Here is a 23,368-nt window from a genome sequence, read left to right as displayed (position 1 = left end):
TAAGGGCAAACCATGCATAAACCCGTTATTCTTATTTTTAGTGTTTGCAGCCTGTTTTCATACTCTAAGAGCCTACAAGCTGATCCTTTGTCATCACATGCCATTGAGAATATTTTAATTAAAGGTCGGCAGATAGACTTACTTGGTCACAGCAGTAGCGCATCTGAAGGCATTATTGGTAATGCCGAGATTTTAGATCGGCCTTTATTGCGTACTGGGGAAATTTTAGAATTTATACCAGGCATGGTTGTGACACAGCATAGTGGTAGCGGCAAATCTAACCAATATTTTTTAAGGGGCTTTAATTTAGATCATGGTACCGATTTCTCGAATTTTGTAGATGGTATGCCAGTCAATATGCGCAGCCATGGTCATGGCCAAGGTTATACCGATTTAAACTTTATTATCCCCGAGATTATCAGCCAAATTGATTATCAAAAAGGTACCTACCTTGCCAACAGCGGGGATTTTTCTGCCGCAGGCACAGCACGTTTTGGTCTGCAAAATACTACCCCGAACGAAATCTCATTTACTCTTGGAGAGAATGCCTATCAACGTGTTTTAGCAAAAGGCAGCTTAAATACCGCGCAGGGCAATTTGTTATTAGCGTCAGAGCTGCAAGGCTATGATGGCCCATGGCAAGATATTTCTGAAGACACGCGTAAAGTAAACCTGCTAAGTCGCTACAGTCAACGCCTTGAAAACGGCCAGTTTGCACTCACCGTTATGGCGTATGACAATAGCTGGAACGCGGCTGACCAAGTGCCCCAACGGGCCATTAACGACGGCTTGATTGATCGTTTTGGTTCGCTAGATACTACCTTAGGGGGAGAAAGCTCACGCTACAGCGTGTCTGGCAGTTGGCTTAACGATAACTGGCAGGCGAACGCTTATATTATCCGCTCAGAACTCGATTTATGGTCAAACTTTACTTATTTTCTATCTGATCCGCTAAATGGCGATCAATTTGAGCAAACAGATTCTCGGACGATTTACGGTGGGGAAATAAGCCGTAATTGGCATCAACATGTCGGCAGTATGGCTGCAGAGTATGTTGTAGGTGTGCAAACCCGTATTGATGATATTGCCGAGGTAGGTCTTTACAACACGCAAGCCCGCCAAAGACGGAATACCGTGCGTGAAGATGCCGTATTACAGCGTAGCATTGGTTTGTTTAACCAAAACACCTTTACGTTAACCGAACAATGGCTTCTGCATATTGGTGCCCGATATGATGTGATGCGCGCCCGTGTAGAAAGTAATGAAGAGGTAAATAGTGGTAAGTCATCCGAAGGCATTGTTTCGTTTAAAGGCGGCCTTAGTTATCAAATGAGCCACAATTGGCAAAGCTATTTTAATGTGGGGCAAGGTTTTCATTCTAATGATGCTCGTGGCACTACTGCAACTCGCGTACCCCAGACGGATGAAGCCGTTGAGCCTGTTGATTTTTTAGTGCGTAGCAATGGCGCCGAGCTAGGTATTCGTTATTTTGATAGCGTTACCTTCAATGCTTCAGCAGCACTATGGTACTTAGATATGGACTCAGAATTATTATATGTGGGTGATGCGGGTACCAACGAGCCTAGCCGTGCATCACGACGCTATGGTTTAGAGATTGCAGCATATTATTGGTTGAATAACCGCTGGAGTATAGATACTGAACTCGCACTTACTCGCTCACGGTTTACCGAAGAGGCAACTGATGAAGGTGAGTATATTGATGGTTCATTACCGATGGTATTCAGCATGGGGCTTATCTATAAAGCGGATGACGTTTGGCAAACGAGCTTACGGCTGCGCCATTTTGGTAAGCGCACACTAGACAGTTTTAATGAACAACGTTCTGCATCGTCTACCGTGCTAAATGGTAATCTAAAATACAACTTGTCAAAATGGCGTGTTTCAATTGATCTCCTTAACATACTAAACAGCAAAGCCAGTGATATAGAATACTTTTATGCGTCAAGATTAAACAATGAAGCTGCAGAAGGCATTGAAGATCGTCATATACACCCTATGGAGCCAAGAACCTTAAGGATTAGTGCAACTTATGCTTTTTAAAACTACCACAATAACGAAAATAAAAAGCACGAATGACCAAAATCACAGGATGTTTTGGTCAATTTACGCTACAGCGTAACAAAGAATTGAGTTTGGTTCATGGCGTGAATAGAGTGGGTATTTAGAGTAGTGCTAATACCTAAAGCCATCTAAGAAGTGTTGAAAAATTCGACACTAGAACTCATCGGTTACGACTGTTGAATTCCCGATTTTGTAACATATTTGTCGGGCTCTAAATCACAAAAGCGCAATGGTGAACTGATCGAGCCCCATTCAATAATTAAGAGTGTTGAATTGACTGAAGGCAAGGAGCCCGAATATGAAATGGATATTGGTTGCAGTACTCATGCTTATTCATAATCCCCTAATCGCTTCTACTCAGTATTCTCAATCACAATGTAAAGAGTTAAAAGATCAAAGAGAATACATTCGTAAGCGCATGAATGCAGGCTATGGTGTTGCTGGCGGCGGGTGGGTGGTTGATATGGCGAAAGTGATGTTGATGAAAGCAGGCTAAGCACCTGTCAAAATTGCTTTAGTGCGCATATTTATACGTTGCTCAAATCACACTTTATTGATACTACTAAACAACATCATGGATTGAGACGGTTTTATGTCGGTGAGTTATTACGATCAGCAAGCTGCGAGCTTTGCGCATGACACCCTCAGTGTCGATATGACGTTGCTTTATGACGAGTTCTTGCCGCTGCTGGCGCCGGGTAGTGTTATCGTCGATGCCGGTTGCGGTGCAGGTAGGGATAGTCGCTTTTTCCTGTCTAAAGGGTTTCAGGTATTGGCCTTTGATGCCAGTAAGGCGCTGGTCGACATCGCTGAACATGTTACCGGTATCGCGGTGGCACATAGTACCTTTCTTCGCTTTACCCCTCCGATCAACGTTGATGCTATTTGGGCGTGTGCTTCGCTGTTGCATGTGCCTAAAGTTGAGCAGCAAGCTACGTTTCAGCATTTAGCGCAATGGTTAAAACCCGAAGGGATCCTGTACTGCTCTTACAAGTATGGTGACAACGACTATGCCAAAGCAGGGCGGCAATTTACTAACGCCAATGAGGCGCGCCTAGCTGCGTTCTTAGATGGTTCTGGTTTGCGTATAAAAAAAGTTTGGATCACCGCCGATGCGCGCCCTGGTCGCGCTGACGAACAATGGTTAAACGCGATTTTGGAGAAAACTGCCTGATGGTGCAGCAGTTATTCCAAGGCAAGGTGCTTACTACAGGTGGCGCAAATGACCCGCTATTACCCAAGTTATTAACGGCAATTAATCACGCCACAGAAGTGGAAATCAGTGTGTCGTTTATTCAGCCATCGGGGTTGCAGTTGCTGTTGCCAGCGTTAACCGATGCGTTAAGCGCTGGCGCTAAAATCAAAATACTGACCTCTGATTATTTGCATATCACCTCGCCAGAGGCATTACGCCAGCTGTTGCTGCTTTGCGAGCAAGGCGCCCAAGTGAAGCTGTTTTGTTGCCAAGCTAACACGCCGTTTCATATGAAAGCCTATATCTTTGTCAAAGGCTATGAGGGGGTGATGGAAGAGGGCTGCGCTTATATTGGCTCCAATAACATTAGCCGTACAGCACTGTTAAATTCTCATGAGTGGACATTACGCCATGATTTTCAGCAGAAATATGCTGTTGAGTGCCAGTTTAATGATATTCGCCAACAATTTGCTGCCATATTTAGCCACCCACAAAGTCAGCCACTGACAGAAGCACTGTGGGCGGCTTATTTGCAGCGCTACCAACAAAATAAACAACAACGCTTACAGTTAGTGGATGCGGTTATTGAAGAAGAGCCGCGTTTTACGCCCAATGAGGCGCAGTTGTTGGCATTAGCGGCGTTAAGCGAAAGTCGGCAACAAGGGTATAAGCGCGGCTTAGTGGTACTTGCAACCGGCATGGGGAAAACCTGGCTGGCAGCGTTTGATGCCAAGCAATTGGCCGCAAAACGTGTGCTTTTTGTAGCCCATCGTGAAGAAATTTTATTGCAAGCGCAGCAAAGCTTTAGCCAGTTAAACCCGAATAAAAGTAGTGGTCTATATCTCGGTTCAGAAAAAGCACCCGAGGCTGACTTGTTATTTGCGTCTATCCAAACGTTAAGTAAAGTAGCGCACTTGCAGCAGTTTAAACCTGATCACTTTGATTATGTGGTTGTCGATGAATTTCATCATGCTGCCAGCCCTAGTTATCAGGCATTGTTACATTATTTTACCCCTGAATTTCTATTGGGGCTAACCGCCACGCCTGAGCGTAGTGATCAGGCGGATATTCTGGCGCTGTGTGATAACAATTTGGTGTTTGAACGCAATCTTGTGCATGGCATCGAAAGCCGTATTTTGGTGTCATTTCATTATTATGGTGTTTACGATCAGTTTGTTGATTACCAAGAGATCCCCTGGCGCAGCGGTAAGTTTGATCCCAAAGCTTTAGACAACGCTTTTGCTACGCGTAAGCGGGCTGCACACATTTTTGAGCACTGGCAAAAACACAAACAACAGCGCACCTTGGCCTTTTGTGTGTCACGCCGACATGCCGATTACATGGCCGAGTATTTTAATGCGCAGGGCATCGCCGCGGCTGCGGTTTACCAAGGTAGTGCATTACGGCGCAATGAAGCATTAAGCCAATTGCAGCAAGCGCAGTTGAGTGTGCTGTTTTCGGTTGATTTATTTAACGAGGGAACTGACTTACCCGCTATTGATACTGTGTTGATGTTACGGCCAACAGAGTCAAAGATTTTGTTTTTACAACAATTAGGTCGTGGGTTACGCCAAGCTGAACACGTCGGCAAAACGCATTTGGTGGTGCTTGATTTTATTGGTAACCATCAGTCATTTTTAAATAAACCGGCAGCGCTGTATAACGTGAGTGGTGTTAAAGCCATTATTAGCACATTGGCAAAGCAGCCGGTGATTGCGCCAGGTTGTTATATTAATTTTGCACCTGAGGTTGTCAACTTTTGGCAGCAGCTAGTGCGTAAAGTGAAAAACACGGCGGCTGAAGATTTTCAACAATTGCAGTTAGAGCTTGGGCATCGCCCCTCTGCGGCAGAGTTTGTGCTAGCAGGGTTCGATATCAAAAAAGTGCGGGATAAACACGGTAGCTGGTTTAACTTAGTGGCAGAGCAAACTGAAGATGCCGAAATGGCGTTGCTGCTTGAACGTTATGGCAGTTGGTTACGCGAGGGGGTCGAAACGACCGGCATGACCAAATGTTTTAAAATGATCTTGCTGCGGGCTTTTTTAGCGTTAGATGGGTTTAGTGCGCCTGTTAGTACTCACCAATTAGCTAAACAAAGCCGGCAACAAATTTGGCGGCGGCCAGATTTAGTAAAGAAAGACGTTCCCGCTGCACTTAGGCAAGACAATAACAGTGAAAAATGGCATCAGTATTGGTATAAGAACCCGATCCATTTTTATGCCAAGCAAGATAAAGCGGCTAGCAAGCCTTGGTTTGTTTTGAATGCAGGGCGGTTTGCCGCTAACTTTGAGGTTCGTCCTGCTGATATTGAAGCGCTCACGGCGTTAACACATGAGTTAATTGACCTGCGATTAGCGCAATATTTATTGCGTGATGCCCTGGTTTGATAAGTCTTAAACACCTTAGTAGGCAAAATCGAGTTGGCTAAAAAGCAGTTCGCTGGGTTAAATCGACATGTTGCCACCAAAATTGCACTTCCTCGAACCACCGCAATGTCTCTTATTGTGTTATGCCGGGTTGAAATGGTGTTCGCTTGGCAATAGCTGCCGCATTAAACCGACATGCGGCGGCCACATCTTGGTATTTTGCATGAATGTCGTCGCTAGATGTACACAACTATCTTACCAATATCTGAATTTAGTTATTACCAAAAAGTTCGCGCTCGCCGCATGGCAGTGTTTTGGTGGTTACCTTGCTCCCTATCTCACTAATTAAAATAATTTATCTTAACTTCCCTTTAAAATCGTGTGTTAGCGGAGAGGGGGCAGACTTTTTTGCATTAATTGAAAAGGGGTTTTTGTGTCTTTACTCCGCTCATTTTTACTTTTGGTAAGCTATGCTTAAGTGCTTTCACCATAATTTAACCAAGAAATTGGTTGACAAATTGGCAAGAAGTAAATAGCTTTGCTGTCATACCGGGTGGTAAGATTATGACTTTAGACAAGCAATTTACGGTCGGTACCTGTTAGTTCTACAACAGCATTTACGCGTTGCAACAATGCAACAATACAGTTTTTTGTGGTGTACAAACGTTTCTTTGCACCATTGTCAGTGCAGCAAAAAAATTAGGGGTGAACAATGTCAAAACCAACGATCGGCTTCATCGGCCTTGGCCTTATGGGCGGCAACATGGTCGAAAATCTACAGAAAAAAGGTTATCAGCTGACGGTAATGGATCTTAACAAAGACGCAGTTGCAGCCTGTGTTGCCAGAGGTGCATCTACAGCCAGCACGGCAAAGGAACTGGCCGCATCAGTTGATATCGTCATGCTTTGTCTCACCACCTCAGCTATTGTTGAAAAAGTGGTTTACGGTGACGAGGGTATTCTCGCAGGCATTAAACCTGGAGCGGTACTGGTAGACTTTGGTACCTCTATTCCAGCGTCGACGCGCAAAATCGGTGCTGACCTCGCCAAAAAAGGCGCGGGTATGATCGACGCCCCCCTAGGTCGTACACCGGCACACGCTAAAGATGGCTTACTGAATATTATGGCTGCCGGTGATCAGGAAACCTTCAACAAAGTGCAGCCGGTGTTGCAAGATCAAGGCGAAAACGTGTTTTATTTGGGCGAATTGGGTGCAGGCCACACCACAAAACTTATCAACAACTTCGTTGGTATGACGACCGTTTGCGCCATGTCTCAGGCATTTGCTATTGCTGATCGTGCTGGTGTTAATCGGCAACAACTGTTCGACATTATGTCGACCGGGCCTTCCAGCTCACCCTTTATGAAGTTCTGTAAGCACTATGCAGTAGACAATGTGAGTGATCTTGGGTTTTCACTGGCTAATGCTAACAAAGACCTTGGCTATTTCCTGCAAATGGTTGAAGACCTTGGTACCGAATCAAAGATTGCCAAGGGCTCATCAAGTGATTTGCAAGCCGCATTCGATGCTGGCATGGGCAACGGCAACGTGCCAGAGATCTTCGATTACTACCGCGAACTTAACAAATAGCGCGATTTGTCAGCCTGTCGACGCTATTCGAGCTATCCATTCCTCGAAGAGGACAGCTGCTCAGTTTTACAAAAGCATCGACGGTGGATCAGGCGCTAATAAGATGGAATTTATTAGCGCAGGAAGTAACTCCCTTACTTCATGCTCTTACAGTAATGAAGCGAGTCTCAGTATTGAGGTGCAAAAACCATAATGCGTTTATTCAAAGATTATCTGCTAAACATGTGCCTGGCTCTGGTATTAGTCCCAGTATCAGTTGCTGCATTCGCTACTGAATATTTTGTCGCGAGCAAAGACGACTACCAGGCGATTTCATCGAAACTGGTTGCAGGTGACAAGATCATCTTGAAAAACGGGGTGTGGACAGACTTTGAGATCCTGCTGGAAGGGCAAGGTGAGGCTGATGCGCCCATAACGTTAACGGCAGAAACCAAGGGCCAAGTGATCCTGTCTGGCCTGTCTAATCTTCGGTTAGCCGGCCAGCATCTAGCCGTTTCTGGTTTGGTGTTTAAAAACGGTTATACCCCCAGCAGTGCCGTTATTGAGTTTCGCAAAAACAGTAATGCGTTAGCCTTCCACTCACGGGTGACGGAAGTCGTTATCGATAACTATAACAACCCGGATAAGCAGGAATCGGATTATTGGGTAGCCTTGTATGGGCAGCATAATCGGTTAGACCACAGTCATTTCGTGGGTAAACGTAATAGAGGCGTTACCATTGCTGTCCGATTAAACAGCGAACAGAGTCAGCAAAACTATCACCAGATTGATCACAACTACTTTGGTTATCGTCCTACCTTTGGCTCTAATGGTGGCGAAACACTGCGTATTGGCACCAGCCATTATTCCCTTACCGATTCTTATACCTTGGTTGAAAACAATTACTTCGAACACACCAATGGTGAAGTAGAAATTATTTCGATCAAGTCCGGCAAAAATACCCTACGTGGCAACGTGTTCTTTGAGGCCCGCGGCACGCTGACCCTGCGCCATGGTAACGGTAATATTGTTGAGCAGAATATATTTTTGGGTAATGGCGTGGAGCACACTGGTGGTATACGTGTTATCAACAAAGATCAGGTGATCCGTAACAATTATCTGCAAGGTTTAAAAGGCTATCGATTTGGCAGTGGCTTTACGGTGCTAAATGGCGTCCCGAACTCGTCAATCAACCGCTATCATCAGGTCGAAAACGCCCTTATCGTTAACAACAGCTTTATAGACGTTGATCATATGCACTTGGCGGCCGGTAGCGATGCCGAACGCACCGCGGTGCCTATTAACTCCGTGATGAAAGATAACCTGATTATCAATACCAATAAACAGCAGCCTTTCAGCCTGTTTGATGATGTAAGCGGCATAAAACTCTCCGGTAATATTGCCAATACCGAGCTGCCAGCCGCGCTGAGCTATGGTGTAAAACGCCAGAACGTCGCTCTTAAAAAAGCTGAAAACGGCCTGCTTTATCCCGTGTCAGGCAAGCTAAACGCTGGGGCGAAGCGCGACTTAAAGGTACTGTCTAAACAAGATACCGGGGCAAGTTGGTATCCGAAATCGCCTGGGTTTGTCACATTTGATTCAGGTCAAACACATCAAGTGGCACAGGGTGCAACGGCTTTATTAGCGGCAATAGACCAAGCCGGTGAAGGTGACGTTATTGTGCTGGCTAATGGTCAATATGATGTCTCAAAACTGATCAAAATTAATAAAACGTTAACCATCAAAGCGGCACAAGCAGGTCAAGCCACGTTAACCTTTGAACGTTCCGCCTTGTTTGAAATTCAGAACGGCGGCAGTTTGAAACTTGAGGGCTTAGTGATCTCTGGGGCAAATAGTCCTGACTCGGCGGGTAATTCTGTGGTTCGAACCCAAAAATGGGGCATGGTTGATAACTACCGCTTTGTGCTGCTGAACTCACACATCTTAGCGCTGGATATCAATCATACCTTTGATTTTTTCGTCACGGGCAAGGGCGCCTTTGCCGATGAGATCAGCCTGATGGGTAACACTTTTGACAATGTGACCGGCGATATTCTGGTTCTTAATACTGAAATTGAAGATTTGGGCATTTATAACGCCGAGTATGTCACGGTAAAAAACAATACCTTTAACAATGTGCAGGGTGCGGTGGTGAAGCTTTATCGTGGTGGTACCGATGAAAGCACATTTGGGCCGCTTTTGCATATGGCAGATAACACGTTAAACCAAGTGGGTTATGGCAAGCGCAACAAAAATAAATCCAGCTTGTATTTGCACGGTGTGCAGGTTGCCAACATTCTGCAAAACACGCTAGTTAAGTCTGCGCCAATAGTGGTAGAGCATACGGTAGGTGAGCCCATAACGGTTATTAAGAACAATCTTTTTGATGCCACACAAGCACCCACTATCACTGAACTCAGAGTTGAAGGGCCGCACACGGCAGTCATTGACGATAACAAAACCCCAAATACTGACAAGAGGTAGCTGCAGATGAACATGTCAAAATTACTGTTAAAAGTAACGTCGCTGATGCTGGTTACCTTGGCCTTTATACTGCCATTTGCTGTGCAAGCGGCTCATCCTAATTTGGTGATTACACCCGCTGATGTGTCTGAGATGCGCAAGGCCATTTCTAAGCCAGGACGATTCTCTAAAGCGTATAGCGATCTAAAAAGCCAAGTTGATCTGCAATTGGCTCAGCCTATCAATGTTCCTGTACCGAAGGACGGTGGTGGCGGTTTTACCCATGAACAGCATAAGAAAAATTATCAGTTAATGTACAACGCCGGCATTGTTTATCAGCTTAGCCAAGATAAAACTTATGCCAATTATGTACGTGATATGTTGCTGGCTTATGCAAAGTTGTATCCAACATTAGATGTGCACCCCGCACGAAAAGTGGAGTCACAAAATCCCGGCAAGCTGTTTTGGCAAAGTTTAAATGAGGCCGTTTGGTTGGTACATACCATCCAGGCTTACGATTTTGTTCATAGTGCGCTCAGTGCACAAGACAGAAAGCGCATTGAAACCAAGCTGCTTAAGCCTGTTGCGCTGTTTTTGTCAGAGGGGCAGCCATCTACCTTTAACAAAGTGCATAACCATGGTACCTGGGCAACCGCCGGGGTGGGGATGGCCGGTTATGTGATGAACGAGCCAGAGTGGGTTGAAAAAGCGCTTTACGATTTGGAAAAATCAGGCAAAGGCGGGTTTTTAAAGCAACTGGAAGAATTATTTTCCCCTCAGGGTTACTACAATGAAGGGCCATATTACCAGCGTTACGCCTTATTGCCTTTCGTTACCTTTGCCAAAGCGATTGAAAATAACGAACCGCAAAGAAAGATCTTTCAGTATCGTGATGGGATTGTATTAAAAGCTATAGATACCACTGTTCAATTAAGTTATGACGGTTTGTTCTTCCCCATCAACGATGCGATAAAAAGTAAGGGTATCGACACCATCGAGTTGGTGCATGGCGTTGCGCTGGCCTACAGCCTAACAGAGGCGCCAGGCTATCTGGATATCGCTAAGCAACAGGATCAGATTATTCTCTCTGGCGATGGCCTAAAGGTGGCGCAAGCGCTGGATAAAGGTTTGGCTGAAGCCTATCAATTTGACGCCGTTGCCTTTGGCGATGGCAGTGATGGCAAGCAAGGCGCGCTAGTGATTATGCGCAGCCAGTTAGCGGGTGATCAGGCCGTACTGTTTAAACCTGCAGCGCAAGGTCTTGGCCATGGCCACTTTGACAAGCTCACCTGGCAGTTTTATGACCTGGGTAAAGAAATTGTCTCTGATTATGGTGCGGCGCGTTTTCTCAATGTGGAAGCCAAATTTGGTGGCCGTTACCTGCCTGAAAACGAGAGTTACGCTAAGCAAACGGTGTCGCACAATACGGTGGTGGTGGATGAAACCAGCCACTTTAATGGCGACGTTGAGGTAGGCAACCAGCACTCGCCTGTACTTAATTACTTTGAAACCAGCCCGTTTGGCTCTGTTACCCGCGCGCATATTGATACGGCTTACCAAGGTGTTCAGTTAAAGCGGACTATGGCGTTGGTTAATTTACCAGAACTTAAAAAATCCATAGTGCTGGATGTGTTTGATGTTGTTGCAGAAAAAGCCCATCAACTTGATCTGCCGCTACATTACCAAGGCCAACTTATTGACACGAACTTTGAATTGTCGGTGAGTACCCAACAGCTTTCGGCGCTAGGCACTAAAAATGGTTATCAGCATCTGTGGCTTAAAGGCCGTGGTTTACCCAAGCAGGGGCTGGCTAAGGTTTCCTGGTTGAATGAGAATGGACGCTTCTATACCCACACTAGTTTAGTCGATGGTCAGGAAGAATTTCTGTTCACCCAGATCGGGGCCAACGATCCTCACTTTAATCTACGCAATGAGCAAGCTTTTGTCCGCAGAGTAGAGAACAGCAAGCAACATCACTTCATTTCCGTACTTGAACCTCACGGCGAATACAATCCAAGCGAGGAATACACGCTAGATGCAGAAAGTCAGCTCACTGAGCTTGGCTACAGCCAACAAGATGAACTGCTGTTGGTCGATATCACTATCGCAGGTAAGTCATACCTGATTGCGATTAACCAAACGGCAGAGGGTTCAGTTAATCAACAATTTCAATATCAACACCAATCGTATGTCATTAACGGTCGACTGGCTGTTTTTGCACTGAACGATGATGAGGAGTAAGACATATGAGCAAGCAAAGTAACCATTTTATCTCTGGTGCTGAGGCCGAGATTGAAGATTTGGGCGGCGGCTTAAAACGTCAGCTACTGGGTTATAACCACGAGCTGATGATGGTGAAAGTGTGGTTTGCCAAGGGGGCCGAAGGTTATGTACACAAACATCGTCATTCACAGGTGACCTATGTGGAAGAAGGAGAATTTCAATTTAATGTTGGTGGGGAAATCAAAGTGATGAAACCCGGCGACAGTTGCCTGATCCCTCCTTTTGTAGAGCACGGTGCAGTATGTCCCAACGGCGGTATCTTAATTGACACCTTCAGTCCGCCCAGAGAAGACTTTCTAGAGGATTAATCATGAAAATTAAAGGTTTACGCTGGTGGGTGGTGATGTTGATCGCGCTGGCGACCATCATTAACTACATTGACCGTCAATCGCTCAGTGTGCTCTGGCCAGCTATTGTAGAGGATTTATTTCCTGAAAAATCGGCACTGGAACGCAAACAAATTTACGCAAACATCTCTGTGGTGTTCGTGTTCGCCTATGCCTTTGGTCAGGCAATCTTTGGCAAGATTTTTGACTGGGTGGGTACCCGCATCGGTTTCGTGCTGTCTATCGGTGTTTGGTCATTGGCGACCATTATGCATGCTCTTGCACAAGGCGTGCTGAGTTTCGCTATTTTCAGGGCGATCTTGGGGGTTGCCGAGGCGGGTAACTGGCCAGGGGCTACTAAGGGTAATGCTGAGTGGTTTCCAATCAAAGAGCGTGCATTAGCGCAGGGTATTTTTAACTCAGGTGCGGCCATTGGCGGCATTATCTCTATCCCATTGATTGCGTTTCTTACCGTTTATTTTAGTTGGCAAATGGTGTTTGTGATTATCGGTCTGGTGGGTTTTCTTTGGCTGGTACCTTGGCTGATTTTAGTTAAAGCGCCACCTGCCATGCATTCATGGATCACCGAAGAAGAACGCGACTATATCCTGACCGGTCAAAAACCGAAACTGACGCCGCAGCAGGCAGCTTTGCCAGAAGAGGCAGAATATAACCCTACTACCAAGGAGCTGCTTTCTCGCAAGGAAAGCTGGGGCGTCATTATTGCCTCGGCGGCCATCGATCCAATTTGGTGGTTGTTTGTGTTCTGGATCCCGATTTACCTGAATGAAGTCTACGGTATGGATGTGAAGTCTATCGGGATCTATGGCTGGGTACCTTATGTGGGCGCCATGTTTGGTGCCTGGTTTGGTGGTTTGCTGGCCCAGAACAGACTGAACGCGGGTTGGAGTGCGGATAAAACCCGTAAACTGACCATCACCTTGGGCTGCTTAATTATGTTGCCATCATTACTTGCGATGGCCGATCCAGGAGAGCCTGTTACTGCGGTGTTAATTATGGCTTTGATTTTATTTGGTTTCCAAACGGCTATCGGTAACGTGCAAACACTTCCTAGCGATCTTTACAGCAAGCGTGCAGTGGGTACCTTAGCCGGGTTTTCTGGCATGGCGGCTAAGTTAGGTGCAGTGGGGCTGACCTCTTTGGTGCCTTACCTTACAGCAGACGGCAATTACACTCCCGCGTTCGTGATAGGTGCAGCATTAGCTATAACCGCAGCTGCCGCGGTGTGGATTTTGATCCCCCGTATCGAACCTTTAAAGAAAGCTGAGTAAGAACATGACGAAGATATTTTTTCTTGGTGAGTGCATGGTTGAACTAAGAGAACTGGATGACTCGACGATGGGGCATTCGTTTGCTGGTGATGTCTATAACTCAGCGGTATATATGAAACGCTGTTTTCCAACAATAACCGTATCCATGATCACCGCCATTGGTCGTGACCGACTCAGTGAAAAAATGCTTAGCCGATTTAAAAGTGAGGATTTAGACACACAATTTGTGTTTCAACATCCAAGCAAAGTGGCGGGTATGTATTTCATTGAGACTGATAGCGCGGGTGAGCGGCGTTTCACCTACTGGCGTAACGATTCCGCCGCCAAAAAAGTGGTGCAGTTTCTAACCGATGATGTAGTTGAACAATTAACGGCAGCAGACATGTTCTTTTTTTCAGGCATTCCGCTGGCCATTATTGACGAAGACAGCCGAGACGCTTTTTGGCAAAAACTGGCTCGCTTAAAGCAAGCTGGCGTGAAGCTGGTGTTTGATCCCAATTATCGGGCGCAGCTTTGGGCGAGCAAAGATGCGGCAATTGAGCAGTTTAATAAAGCCTTTCAAATAAGTGATATCGCCTTACCTGGCGTTGAAGATCTTAGCGTGCTGTATGGCATTGCGTCTGCAGAAGAGGCGCTAGACTTTTGCCAGCAATATCAACTGGAGGAAATGGTGGTAAAAAATGGGCCGCAATCCGTTGTCACACAAATTGGCACAGAACGGCACAGTCACCAGATCACCCCTGTTACCAATGTGGTGGATACCACCTCTGCCGGAGATGCGTTCAATGGCGTTTATTTAGGGGCGCGTTTGTCAGGACGATCGGTCTTTGAAGCGGTACAACTAGGCGCTAAAGCCGCCGGTACGGTGATCCAGCACCCGGGCGCGATAGCTCCTTTGGCAGCATTCAAACAGGCCATGTCTGAAGTAGGCATATAGCTGTTACGGCAAAACAACATACATTATTAATTAAAGAGATATTCAGACATGACGCGTTTTTCTGAACTGATGGCAAAACAGACATTACTCCCTATTATTCAAGCGCAATCACCAAAACAGGGTGTGCAAATTGCCCAAGCTATGGCGGATGCCGGGCTTACTCTGGTCGAAGTAGTATTGAGAACAGAAGCCTCTCTTGCCGCTTTAACGGCGATTAAGCAAGAAGTGCCGCAACTGAAAGTCGGCGCAGGCACGGTGATCGATGCCCGGATCTTGAATCAGGCACTGCAAGCCGGTGCTGACTTCATTGTCACCCCAGCAACCTCAAAGACGCTATTGACTGAATTGGCAAGCTGTGGCGTGCCGGTGCTACCGGGTGTGTCTAATACCGGTGATATTTTGCTGGCGTATGAGCATGGCTACTCGGAAATGAAACTTTTTCCGGCTTCACTGTCGGGCGGGGTACCCTTCTTGCAGGCGGTATCGTCAGTATTCCGGTCGGTTCGTTTTTGTCCGACCGGTGGCGTCAATCAGCAAAATATGCAGGACTATTTGTCATTGAGCAATGTGTTTGCGGTAGGCGGTACCTGGGTTGCACCTGCTAAGTGGGTCGAACAGGGTAATTGGCAAGCCATTACCACCGCCTGCTATCAAGCGCTGAATAGACAAGGTGCAGAAATGACCCATTCAGTGACTTAGAAGCACTCGGGGATCGTCTTGGTAGAGCAAAAGGAACAACAATGAAAACAATAAACCGCATGTTGACGCTGAGCTTAATGTTATTGGCCGTTTTCGTCACTTACGCCAATGAAAATGACGAGAGTGACAGCAATATTGTAATGCCAGTATCCCACCAACAATTAGCGCAAGGGGTATTACTGGGAAATTTTACGCATTTGGATCCTGCGAAAAAACCCAGTGAAAACTTTGATCTGCTGGATTGGAGTTTAACGCTGCCAACGGATCTGAACAAAGATAAAAAAGCCGACATTGTTTACGAGCGGGCATTAGCTGATGGCTTTGAACTGAAACCGTTGTTTTACACCGCCGAGGATGGCGGTATGGTGTTCGCTTGTCCAAATGAAGGTGCCAAAACTTCAAGCAATACCAAGTATGCCAGAACAGAGTTGCGCGAAATGCTCAGGCGCGGCAATACTCAGATCAAGACGCAAGGTATAACCAAGAATAACTGGGTTTTTAGCCAAGCGCACGGTTCAGTTAAACGCAATGCTGGCGCTGTTGAAGGCAGCCTAGAAGCAACACTTGCCGTTAATAGGGTATCGATAACGGGCGATGAGAAACAAGTCGGCAGAGTGATCATTGGCCAGATCCATGCAACAGACGATGAGCCCATTCGCCTTTATTACCGAAAACTCCCTAATAATGAAAAGGGCTCTATTTATTTTGCGCATGAGATCAATGGCGGCGATGACGTCTGGGTTCATATTATCGGCTCGCGCTCCCACACCTTAGTCAATCCCGAAGATGGCATCGGATTGAATGAGAAGTTCAGCTATAAAATTACAGTGGAAAACAGTGTGTTGTTTGTCACTATCATTCGTCCTGGCAAAGCCAATATCACTAAATCCATCGATATGAGTAAAAGTGGTTATAACAGGAATAATCAATATATGTACTTTAAAGCGGGTGTTTATAACCAAAACAATAGCGGCGATCCTCGAGACTATGTACAGGCGACGTTCTATCACCTTGAAAATCAGCACGATAATTAGCCATTTTTGTTGAATGTAACGCTAAATACATAGCCATAAAAAAAGCGCAAGCTGGTTAACCAGTTTGCGCTTTTTTTATGGCGTTTTAGCTGTTTCTCTTTATGGTGTTTTACCTGTTGCATCTTTCAAATTCTCATTGGTAATTATCATTGGTAATATATGTGTTTAATAATTGGTTGATATGATGCTTTGATTTGGTTATATTTCGAACGTTAAATAAATTTCTTACAGGTAACAGGTAAACCTAACCGCACAAAATAATAACGGAGAACAGGATATGTCGCTGATATTTGATAATGATGCAGACAGATGTAAACAAGAGAAACACTTCAGGCTTTCGCCTGTCGCCACAGTGGTAAAAATGGCACTGGTTGTCTCTCTTACCAGTTTTATTGCGATGTCTGCCAAAGCGCAAGAAGCGAACGCTGAACCGAAAAAAGAAGCTGAAAATATTGAAGTTGAGGTGATTGAGGTTATAGGTACCCGTAAAACCATCCAAGACCAAATTGCCATAAAGCGTGAGGCGACTTCGGTGGTTGATGGTTTATCGGCTGAAGATATCGGTGATTTACCTGCACTGTCAATTGGTGAAGCCTTAGAGTCAATAACAGGTGCCGCCTCTCACCGTGAAAATGGCGGTGCGACAGAAATTACGATTCGCGGTTTAGGCCCCTTCTTGAGTGCCACGCACATTAATGGTCGTGAAGCGACAAATGGTAGTGGTGACCGCTCAGTTAACTTTTCACAATTTCCGTCTGAGTTAATGCAAAAAGTGGCGATTTATAAAACTCAGGACGCATCACTGATCGAAGGGGGTGTGGCCGGTGTCATTACCTTAGAAACGCTAAAGCCTTTAGATTACGGTAAACAGCAAATTCAGGGGGAGGTAAAAGTAAATTATAACCCTGATGAAGCTAATATTGACAACTCATTACACGGCAATCTAGGTGGTCGGGTAACATTCAGCCTTGTTGACCAATTTGAGTTTGACAATGGTCAGGCCTTAGGGGTTTCGTTTGGTGTGCAACGTCAGGATATCAGCCAACCTGAAGCGGAATATCGCAGTTCAGGCCCTACTGGCGCTTCTTTGTGGGCATGTTTAAACGATCCCACTAACACCAATGAAGGTTTTTTCCGCAGTACGGCCGGTGATTGCGAAGATCGGGTGGTGGGTAGTAGTAATCAAGGTTATCAAACCGCGATTAACCCCGTGACGGGTGATGCACAAAGTGCGGGTACGCCTTACGCTTGGACGGGTAGTAGCCGTAGTTACCGCCAAAATGAAACGTCTGATGAGCGTGATGCTGTGTTTCTTGCGTTACAATATCGCCCTTCCGATGCGTGGGATATCAACTTTGACGCGCAAATCTCGGATCGTAATCAAGCGGAAGCACGTCATGACTTACTGTTCTTACAAAAGCGCGTTACGCCGGGTGTCACTGGTGAAAATCTGATTGTTAATGATGTAGGCGGCATTCTGCAATGGCAAGGCGAAGAGCGTTTTGAGTCCGCCGGCGAGCAGTTTTCTCGTGAAGAAAATTATGTTGGTTACGGCCTGAATGTTGAACACTTTTTCAGTGACCGCTTAACGATCACGGCTGATTTTGGTTACTCGCAAACCAAACGTGAAGAGTTGCAAATTTCTAACCGGGGTAGAACGATTGACCGGCCCTTTTTAACGTGGGAAATGGGCAAGTATATCCCGCATATTACCGTCACTGATTTTGATGTGACCGACATCTCGAATTTCACAGATAGCTTACGCACCCGTCTTGATAGAGAAGGTGTGCGTGAAAACGAGATTGTTTCTGCACGCTTGGATTTCAAATATGCGCTGGAAAGCAATGTGTTTTCCAGTGTGCAAGGTGGGGTGAGAGCGTCAGAGCTCAGTTTTGTGCAGCTTGGTGGTAACCAAGGTAGTGGTTCACGTACGGAAATATTGCTGGATGAAAGTGCCATATCCGCATTAGACGTATTGCAGCAATGTCAGATCAATTTCCCTGAAACCGACTTATTATCCTCTGTGTCTGATGGCAATCTGATTACCCACATCGACAGTAACGGTAACGTCGTGGCCAGTGGTACGGGTTCATCATGGGCAACTTACGATAATGTCTGTTTCTCACAAGCACTTGTGAATTCAGTTGGTGGGAGCTTTGCCTACCCGGAAGTTGAGTATCAAAACTCGGGAACTCAGGATGTTACTGAAAAAACCCTGTCGGCTTATCTGATGGCCAACTACGATACTGAAATGTTCGGTAAGTTTATTCGCGGTAATTTTGGTGTGCGGCTGGTTGATACCGACGTTACTTCAATTGGTTTTAGAAACAGCTTTGATGTTGTTACCAATGAATTAGGGGTGCTGAGCCTGGTTACCGGCGATTCGTTAGAGTCGATTACTGGCGGCGGCGGTTATACCGAAATACTCCCTAGCTTTAACCTGGTCGTCGATTACAGTGACAACATTTTGCTGCGGGCCGGTATTTACCGGGGCATGTCACGAGCGAACCCCAGTGATATGAGTTATAGCCGCACATTCCAAACGGATGATGATGTAGCGCCAACGTCCTTGGCAGACTTATTTGTCGGCGTGAATGGTTCAGGTAACCCCAATATCAAGCCTCTGATGTCATGGAATTACGACGTCGCATTTGAATGGTATCCTAACGAAGATTCCATCTTCGCGCTAAGCCTCTATTACAAACAATTCCAGGGTGGGTTCCAACAACGCACCGTATTGGAAGACTTTCTTGTTGACGGTCAGACGGTAACCTTGCCGATTACCAATTCGGTCACTACGGACAATGAAAGTGACCTGTATGGCTTAGAGGCGTCAATAGCCTATCGTTGGGACAATGGCCTTGGCGTTAAGCTGGGTTACAACTACGCCGATACGGACTTCGAGTTTGAAGACAGCTTATACGGAAATACCTTTATTACCGATTTAGATGGCACCACGCGTCAATTGACGGCAGGTATTGTGCCACCTGGCTCGGTCCCTGGCTTTTCTGAACATGTATTCAGTGGTCAGATCTACTATCAAATCGGCGATTTTGATACGGCACTTATTTACAAGTATCGCAGTGAATACTTCCAGCCCTATACCACTGACGGAACCCGACTGCGTTATGTTGATGAAGTGGGCGTATGGGAAGCCCGCGCCTCTTACCGCATTAATAAAAATATTCGGGTAAAAGTGGAAGCGATTAACCTGTTCAGTGCACCCAAATCACAGGATTTCTTTGTGCAGGGTAACTTGGGCGAAGTTAACGACTACGGTCCGCGATTCTTTGCCGGTATTAGTTTGAAGTACTAATCGATTCACTAGAGATCTGAATCAGAATGCGGGAGAAAGTCGAAGCCCGCGAGTATTGACTTATATTACTTTTGTTCAGTCACTAAGCCACTTGTTAGTACTGAACCATTAGGAGCAGAAAGCATGTTTAAACAGTCTCTGATAGCCATCATCTTGGCAACCGCTTTGGTCGGTTGTGGTGGTGGTGATAATAACGAACTGGCTGGCAATAGCAGAGGAAGTATCAGTATCAGTGGTGGCGCATTAATCGCAGGCACCACCCTCTCGGCATCGGTAACGGATGCCGACGGCATTAAAAGCGACACCCTAGTTTACCAGTGGTCAACGGGGACGACGGGATCGTCATACACAATCACTGAAGCGGATGAAGGTTCTATCATCTCTGTGTCGGCCAGATATACTGATGAAAAAGGCATTACAGAAGGCGTAGGGGCATCGACGTCTGTGATACTGCCTACCCTGGATGTCAATGCCAATGTGGTAAAAGGGCCAATAGACGCCGCAAATTGCGAAATATTTGCTGTGACTGACACGGGTGTTGCAGCAACACCGGCTCAGGCCACGGCAATCTCCAATAGTATGGGTCGCGTCACTTTTACTAATGTGCATTTTGAAGGTACGGGCTTAATTTCGTGTTCAGGCGGTACCTACAAAGATGAGTCAACCGGCTTAATGCTGGAAGCGCCTACCTTAAGATCGGTGGTGAATGTGGTGGAAGGCACTGCAGATACGCCTGCACCTTCTTATGTTGTGTCGCCTTTAACGGAAATGGCGGTTCAGGCAGCAGGTGCCAACTTAAACACCTTTGCTGAGCGTGCTCGAGTCATCAATGCACGTTTTGGTATTCGTTTTGATACTACAACTGTGTTACCGACCGAGATTGGCGTTGTAGATCTGGGCGCTGCTGGTGCAGCAGATGCTGACCGCTATGGCTCGGTATTAGCACTGTTGTCGCAACTCGATGCCGACAACGTTGACAAAAATATGGCAACGTTAATCGCCGACATCGCGGCTGATTTGGCTGATGGTGCCTTTTCAGAGGGGCTGTTAGCTGCCCTTGAAACGGCCCAGCTTAATTTACAAACTATGTCAGTCATCGCAAATAAAGTGGATGTCTCTTTACTTAATATTATTGGTTCTGCGATTGGCTACAACAACACCCCTGTTGCTGCAATCATTGAAGGGACCTTAAATGGCACCATTCAACATACTGCCACCGAGCCGTTAACGGGTTCTGTTATTGTGATTGACCCGAACTTTGGCGAAGATGAAATTCTGGTACAAAGTAACGAACTGCTTGACTATGGTTCTTTCAGTATCAGTGCCCAAGGCAATTGGTCATACACTGTCGATGTGAACAACGAAACGGTTGCCAGCCTAGAACTTGGCAACTCTGTGAATGATACGGTGACCATCACCTCGATTGACGGAACGACTGCTGAAATCAAGATCCGCATTGCAGCGTTAACGCAGTTAGTGAAGATTTCGGATACGGGTAATGACACTGGTGAAATTCGCTTTAGTGTCAACAGTTTACGTAAAGGTAAACTCAGTGCGTCTTTTGCTAAAGATGAAACCCTGGGCAGTGATGGCAATATAAAAGATGCCTATATTACACTGTATGGTTCTTCTGGTAGTTCCAGTGAGGCGTTGATTGATTTGCGTATTCAGGGTTCGCAAACGGGCAGTGATGGTATGCCCATTGCACCCCGCTTCTTGGTTAGAAACACAGAAAGTGCCGCTTATCCGGGTGTCATCGTTACCGCCCCCTTTGTGGAAGGCGAATTCTATAACGTTGACATTACCTGGGATTTAGATGCCGCTGAGCAATTAACCCTTACGATTAACGATGAAGTGATTGGTGGTGGGGCGTTCTCCACTGCGGCGGTAGTTGATCCTGATTTTGTTAATCTGGAACAGTGGTTCGCCGATGGCGTTAAAGCGGTACAATTTAGATTGGGTGACAATGATCGAACCATCCCTTTTGGTTCTTTTTATGTAGATGATATTGAGGTTTATTCAGACGTTGCAGGTACCACCCGCGTATTCGTAGATGATTTTGAAAGCTACGCCGAGGGTGACACCCTGGATGGTGTCGGCAGTCTTTATAACTTAGCGATCTACTCTGAAGTTGTGGTATTTGATGTTGGGGATGGCACTGTTGAGCCAACGCCAGCCGTTTTCTTTGACTTAACGGCGTCTATTGCAAGCAATGCTACTGCAGCCTTGACCGGAACCGTTACTGTGGTTGACCCAGATGAAGGTGAAGCCTTTATTATGCCAGCCTCGCTCCGCAGCCGATTTGGCGACTTTGCTATTCTGGAAGACGGTTCTTGGAGCTACTTGCTTGATACGACCAACGCTACCATTGCGGCTTTAGTGAGCGGTGAACGCGAAACCGATACGATCACCATTGAATCTTTCGATGGCACCACCGCAGAACTGGTGATTACCATCAATGGTGTGGGTGGCGAAACCGCAGGCGCCAATAAGGTTGCAGTGATTATTGATACCGATCCAACGGATACTGGCGAGCTACGTTATGCGCTTGGCAGTAATGGCCCACTGGCACAAGGTCGAATTACCGCATCGGTTAAGCGTTTAGATGATGAATTAGGTGATGGTGATGCGTTTATCACGCTATTTAACTCTGCCACCAATAACAATGGTGCGATCTTAGATCTACGTATCACAGACGATAGCTTTGCGGTTCGTAGCCCAAGCAATGTTGATACGTCGGCAGCCACCGTGTTGTTAGATACCTTTATGGACATTGTTATCACATGGGAATATCCAAATGGTAACTTAGAGGTTAATCCGCTGGTAACGGTTGAAGTAGACGGCGTCAGTTTTGTGGCTGAAGGCTTTACACCAGATAACAGTTCTACCGGTGGTGTCACGCACGTTGCATTCCGGTTCGGTGACAATAGTGGCGTACGACCAGAGACGGCTAAATTTACGGTGGATGACTTAGTCATTTACTCGGATAAGGCCGGCAATAATGTGGTATTTTCTGACGATTTTGAGTCATATAACAATGGTGATTCTCTTGGCACAGATAACCCGGCATCACCCTATAACTCAGCAACCTCTGAGGCAAGTATTGAAACTATTGGTGAAGCGAGTGGCCCTGGCACACCGGGCAATAAAATTGCTGAAATACGGGATACCGATCCGACTGACACCGGCGAGTTAAGATATGCGCTTGCCGACAAAGGCCCGCTGGCTGAAGGTCGCTTTGTGCTTGCCATCAAACGTTTAGACGATGAAATGGGTGATGGCGATGCCTATATTACGCTGTTTAATTCTGCCACCAATAACGATGGGGCGATTTTAGATCTGCGTATCACTGACGATAGCTTTGCGGTTCGCAGCCCGGCAGGTGTCGACACCTCCGCAGCCAACGTCTTGCTGGATGAATTTATGCATGTGGTGATTACCTGGAAGTACCCAGGTGGCAATCTTGAAGTGAATCCGGTGGTCACGGTTGAGGTTGACGGTGTGCGGTTTACGGCCGATGGCTTTACGCCAGACAATAACTCCTTCGGTGGTGTCACTCACATTGCGGTAAGATTTGGTAGCAACAGCGGCACCATACCTGCAACCGGTGTGGTATCGGTAGATAATATTGCTATTTATGCCGATGCGGAGGGCAGAACCCTATTGTTCTCAGACGATTTTGAATCTTATGCCGTGGGTGACTCGCTGGATACAGACAATTCTGCGTCACCTTATAACTCAGCCACTAATGAGGCGGTTGTCGCGGTGGAATAACACCTTTACTATACTGCTGGGTGAGCGCTCA

At 46.3% G+C, this 23,368-nt stretch carries 14 protein-coding genes; all 14 read left to right on the top strand.

Translation table 11 applies throughout. The features are described 5' to 3' along the window. Window positions 1-12 precede the first annotated feature (12 nt). The 14 genes from JAO78_RS15450 to JAO78_RS15385 all read left to right on the top strand — a co-directional run bounded on the left by JAO78_RS15450 (window position 13) and on the right by JAO78_RS15385 (window position 23,337). Window positions 13-2,061 (top strand): TonB-dependent receptor, encoded by a 2,049-nt coding sequence (locus JAO78_RS15450; RefSeq protein ID WP_226752268.1) that lies wholly within the window; start codon window positions 13-15, stop codon window positions 2,059-2,061. 319 nt (window positions 2,062-2,380) lie between these two features. Then, window positions 2,381-2,578 (top strand): hypothetical protein, encoded by a 198-nt coding sequence (locus JAO78_RS15445; RefSeq protein WP_226752267.1) that lies wholly within the window; start codon window positions 2,381-2,383, stop codon window positions 2,576-2,578. 96 nt (window positions 2,579-2,674) lie between these two features. Then, complete coding sequence (locus tag JAO78_RS15440) at window positions 2,675-3,256, top strand: class I SAM-dependent methyltransferase (protein ID WP_226752266.1); 582 nt, start codon at window positions 2,675-2,677, stop codon at window positions 3,254-3,256. Further along, complete coding sequence (locus tag JAO78_RS15435) at window positions 3,256-5,664, top strand: DEAD/DEAH box helicase family protein (RefSeq protein WP_226752265.1); 2,409 nt, start codon at window positions 3,256-3,258, stop codon at window positions 5,662-5,664. The genes JAO78_RS15440 and JAO78_RS15435 overlap by 1 nt, the downstream gene beginning before the upstream one ends. A gap of 691 nt (window positions 5,665-6,355) precedes the next feature. After that, a complete protein-coding gene (locus tag JAO78_RS15430; protein WP_226752264.1) occupies window positions 6,356-7,234 on the top strand; it encodes an NAD(P)-dependent oxidoreductase in 879 nt (292 codons plus the stop codon). A gap of 192 nt (window positions 7,235-7,426) precedes the next feature. Then, complete coding sequence (locus JAO78_RS15425) at window positions 7,427-9,697, top strand: chondroitinase-B domain-containing protein (protein ID WP_226752263.1); 2,271 nt, start codon at window positions 7,427-7,429, stop codon at window positions 9,695-9,697. A 45-nt stretch (window positions 9,698-9,742) separates the two neighbouring features. Then, complete coding sequence (locus tag JAO78_RS15420) at window positions 9,743-11,917, top strand: heparinase II/III domain-containing protein (RefSeq protein ID WP_226752278.1); 2,175 nt, start codon at window positions 9,743-9,745, stop codon at window positions 11,915-11,917. A gap of 5 nt (window positions 11,918-11,922) precedes the next feature. After that, the gene (locus JAO78_RS15415) at window positions 11,923-12,267 is read left to right on the top strand and encodes a cupin domain-containing protein (protein ID WP_226752262.1); all 345 of its coding nucleotides are present in this window, start codon (window positions 11,923-11,925) and stop codon (window positions 12,265-12,267) included. 2 nt (window positions 12,268-12,269) lie between these two features. Next, a complete protein-coding gene (locus JAO78_RS15410) occupies window positions 12,270-13,577 on the top strand; it encodes an MFS transporter (RefSeq protein WP_226752261.1) in 1,308 nt (435 codons plus the stop codon). A gap of 4 nt (window positions 13,578-13,581) precedes the next feature. Next, a complete protein-coding gene (locus tag JAO78_RS15405) occupies window positions 13,582-14,514 on the top strand; it encodes a sugar kinase (RefSeq protein WP_226752260.1) in 933 nt (310 codons plus the stop codon). Window positions 14,515-14,562: 48 nt separating this feature from the next. Next, entirely contained in the window at window positions 14,563-15,213 is a 651-nt protein-coding gene (eda, locus tag JAO78_RS15400) for a bifunctional 4-hydroxy-2-oxoglutarate aldolase/2-dehydro-3-deoxy-phosphogluconate aldolase (protein WP_226752259.1), read from the top strand. A gap of 140 nt (window positions 15,214-15,353) precedes the next feature. Then, a complete protein-coding gene (locus JAO78_RS15395) occupies window positions 15,354-16,247 on the top strand; it encodes a polysaccharide lyase family 7 protein (protein ID WP_439647516.1) in 894 nt (297 codons plus the stop codon). Window positions 16,248-16,524: 277 nt separating this feature from the next. After that, window positions 16,525-19,563: a TonB-dependent receptor gene (locus JAO78_RS15390; RefSeq protein ID WP_226752257.1), complete on the top strand. Its 3,039-nt coding sequence runs from the start codon at window positions 16,525-16,527 to the stop codon at window positions 19,561-19,563. Window positions 19,564-19,686: 123 nt separating this feature from the next. Then, window positions 19,687-23,337 carry a VCBS domain-containing protein gene (locus JAO78_RS15385; RefSeq protein WP_226752256.1) on the top strand — a complete coding sequence of 1,217 codons (3,651 nt, stop codon included), beginning with the start codon at window positions 19,687-19,689 and terminating at the stop codon, window positions 23,335-23,337. Window positions 23,338-23,368: the final 31 nt, after the last annotated feature.

Origin of the sequence: Alishewanella maricola (genome assembly GCF_016343785.1) — a bacterium.
GTDB lineage: Bacteria > Pseudomonadota > Gammaproteobacteria > Enterobacterales > Alteromonadaceae > Alishewanella > Alishewanella maricola.
Note: the sequence above shows the minus strand (reverse complement) of the source record. Positions and strands in the feature narration are given on the sequence as shown.

Excerpts from the sequence above, each read along its gene's own strand:
- JAO78_RS15450 (WP_226752268.1), top strand. The coding sequence starts at position 13 with ATGCATAAACCCGTTATTCTTATTTTTAGTGTTTGCAGCCTGTTTTCA.
- JAO78_RS15445 (WP_226752267.1), top strand. The coding sequence starts at position 2,381 with ATGAAATGGATATTGGTTGCAGTACTCATGCTTATTCATAATCCCCTA.
- JAO78_RS15440 (WP_226752266.1), top strand. The coding sequence starts at position 2,675 with ATGTCGGTGAGTTATTACGATCAGCAAGCTGCGAGCTTTGCGCATGAC.
- JAO78_RS15435 (WP_226752265.1), top strand. The coding sequence starts at position 3,256 with ATGGTGCAGCAGTTATTCCAAGGCAAGGTGCTTACTACAGGTGGCGCA.
- JAO78_RS15430 (WP_226752264.1), top strand. The coding sequence starts at position 6,356 with ATGTCAAAACCAACGATCGGCTTCATCGGCCTTGGCCTTATGGGCGGC.
- JAO78_RS15425 (WP_226752263.1), top strand. The coding sequence starts at position 7,427 with ATGCGTTTATTCAAAGATTATCTGCTAAACATGTGCCTGGCTCTGGTA.
- JAO78_RS15420 (WP_226752278.1), top strand. The coding sequence starts at position 9,743 with ATGCTGGTTACCTTGGCCTTTATACTGCCATTTGCTGTGCAAGCGGCT.
- JAO78_RS15415 (WP_226752262.1), top strand. The coding sequence starts at position 11,923 with ATGAGCAAGCAAAGTAACCATTTTATCTCTGGTGCTGAGGCCGAGATT.
- JAO78_RS15410 (WP_226752261.1), top strand. The coding sequence starts at position 12,270 with ATGAAAATTAAAGGTTTACGCTGGTGGGTGGTGATGTTGATCGCGCTG.
- JAO78_RS15405 (WP_226752260.1), top strand. The coding sequence starts at position 13,582 with ATGACGAAGATATTTTTTCTTGGTGAGTGCATGGTTGAACTAAGAGAA.
- eda (WP_226752259.1), top strand. The coding sequence starts at position 14,563 with ATGACGCGTTTTTCTGAACTGATGGCAAAACAGACATTACTCCCTATT.
- JAO78_RS15395 (WP_439647516.1), top strand. The coding sequence starts at position 15,354 with ATGCCAGTATCCCACCAACAATTAGCGCAAGGGGTATTACTGGGAAAT.
- JAO78_RS15390 (WP_226752257.1), top strand. The coding sequence starts at position 16,525 with ATGTCGCTGATATTTGATAATGATGCAGACAGATGTAAACAAGAGAAA.
- JAO78_RS15385 (WP_226752256.1), top strand. The coding sequence starts at position 19,687 with ATGTTTAAACAGTCTCTGATAGCCATCATCTTGGCAACCGCTTTGGTC.